General features: G+C 66.3%; 2 protein-coding genes. Both read left to right on the top strand.

The window, feature by feature from the left end; genetic code table 11:
- Positions 1-1,050, top strand: a 1,050-nt coding sequence (locus VFX99_RS07985; RefSeq protein WP_329665765.1) for a PKD domain-containing protein, incomplete at its 5' end; no start/stop codon positions are given.
- 87 nt (positions 1,051-1,137) lie between these two features.
- A partial coding sequence (locus VFX99_RS07980) for a DUF5060 domain-containing protein (protein ID WP_329665764.1) occupies positions 1,138-2,345 on the top strand: 1,208 nt, incomplete at its 3' end.

Genomic DNA, 2,345 nt, shown 5'->3' with positions numbered 1-2,345 from the left:
TGGAAGGGCTGGGAGTACCCCGACTACCTGCTCGGTTACGCGGCGGAGTACTACGGAGCCGGACTGGACTCCGACGCCCCGCTCGCATACGACCCCACCTACGTCGAGGACTTCTGGAACGCCGACGGCTATCTCGGGACCGAGCAGTCCCCGCTCGGCGAGCGTGTCCGGGCAGAGCTGATCGAGATGGGCGACACGATCGGACATCGCTGGAACATCGCGAACCGCTTCTACTACCGCTATCAGGTGCCCGCACAGACCGAAGGTTGGGTCGGACTCGACCAGTTCCGCAACCCTGACGGAACCCCGCTGTACCCGCAGCGCCCCGTGACCGCTCCCGGCTTCGCGGGCTTCGCCTCAGGCAACGCCGCGTTCGACGGCTCGGTCAACGGCAAGGTCATCGCAATCGCCAACCTGTACGACACCGATGCGCTGGCCTGGCACACGGACTGGTACGGCCAGCGCATCGAGGCGGCACTCGGCGACGCGGCCGCTAACACCTACCGCGTCTACTTAAACGACCACGCCGATCACCAGGATGCGCCCGTCGCGGGAGAGCGGGCGAAGCACCTCATCAACTGGTACGGCATCGTCGAGCAGGCCCTCCGGGACGTCGCCGTGTGGGCGGAAGGCGGCGCCGCCGCTCCCGACTCCACCCGCTATGCGGTCGAGGACGCTCAGATCGTCGTTCCAGAGCTCGCAGGGCAACGCGACGGCCTCCAGCCGACGGTAGAACTCGAGTCCCGGTCGGACCGCGTCGTGAAGGCGAGGGTAGGCAAGCCCGTGAAGCTCTCGGCGGTGGTACGCACTCCGGAAGGCGGCGGTGAGATGATCCGGGTCGAATGGGACTTCGAGGGCGACGGCGCGTACGTCGCCGGAGAGATCAACAAGCCGAAGCAGGTACTGACGGCGAAGGCGACGCACACCTTCACCGAGCCGGGGACCTACTTTGTGGGTGTGCGCGTTTCCGCCGAGCGTGATGGGAACCCGGACGCTCAGTACGCGCTTCTGCAGAACATCGACCGCGTGCGGGTCGTCGTCACGGAGTGAACGACGCCTGGGGGCGATGGGCGCAGCGCGCGGCCGCCCTCCCCGGGTCCGGCGACAGATATTCGACCACCATCAGAAGGATCAGTCATGACCACTTTCCATTCACGCTCCGCGCTCAAGGACGTGCTCGCTCAGCCGGATGCACGCAACGTGGTGAATGAGATCGCACCGGAAGTGCTCGACTCTGCGCTGGCCACCAGCGGTGACCCCTTTCCGCTGGGATTGATCCTCGGCGTCATCCTGGAGCCCTCCGACCCGCGGGTGGCCGAACTCCTAGACCGCCTGACGCAGATCGAGGATCTCACTCCCCGCCCACGCGAAGTCCCGCCGATCGTGCCGCCCGCCGACTACGAGAGCGCGGACACTGAGCGTGCGAGCGCATCGGTCCTTGAGCCGTCCGGCGCCGTCGCGAACCGGATGCTGGAAGTCGCGATCGCGGGACCGTCGCACGGCAACCCCTTCACGGACGTCGAGCTGACCGCTCGATTCTCGGCGGGGGAGAACCATGTCGAGGTCGGCGGCTTCTACGACGGCGACGGTCGCTATGCGGTGCGCTTCCTTCCGAGCGAGGCGGGCACGTGGGAGTACGTCACGAAGTCCAACGCGCGGTCGCTCGACGGATTGTCCGGTTCCGTCGCGGTCGCACCGTCCGATGCCCGAGGCCCCGTCCGCGCCGACGGGTTCCACTTCTCCTACCCCGACGGCACCCCGTTCACCCCGCTCGGCACCACCGCGTACGCCTGGACTCACCAGGACGACGCACTCCAGCAGCAAACCCTCGAGTCGTTGGCGAAGACCTCCTTCTCAAAGCTGAGGATGAGCCTGTTTCCCAAGCACTTCCTCTACAACGCCAACGAGCCCGACCGATTCGTCTTTCCTCGGACGGACGACGGTTGGGACCTCGAGCGGTTCGACCTGGAGTATTTCCGTGCCCTCGAGCAGCGCGTCGAGCAACTCGCCGACCTCGGGATCGACGCCGATCTAATCCTCTTCCACCCGTACGACCGTTGGGGCTTCGCGCATCTCGGCAAGGCAGCCGACGACCGCTACGTCAGCTACGTCGTCCGTAGACTCTCCGCGTTCCCGAACGTGTGGTGGTCCCTGGCCAACGAGTACGACCTGCTGCTCGACAAGAGCCCGGAGGACTGGGACCGTATCGGGCGGCTCGTGCGCGCCAACGACCCCTACGGACATCCGCTGTCCATCCACAACTGGGTGGAGATCTGGGACTACGCGTCAGAATGGGCGACCCACTGCAGCATCCAGTACGGGGAAGGCTTGGGTGGTCAGGTCCG

It is taken from the genome of Microbacterium sp., from assembly GCF_036277215.1.
GTDB lineage: Bacteria > Actinomycetota > Actinomycetes > Actinomycetales > Microbacteriaceae > Microbacterium.
This window is presented reverse-complemented; position numbering and strand designations above follow the sequence as displayed.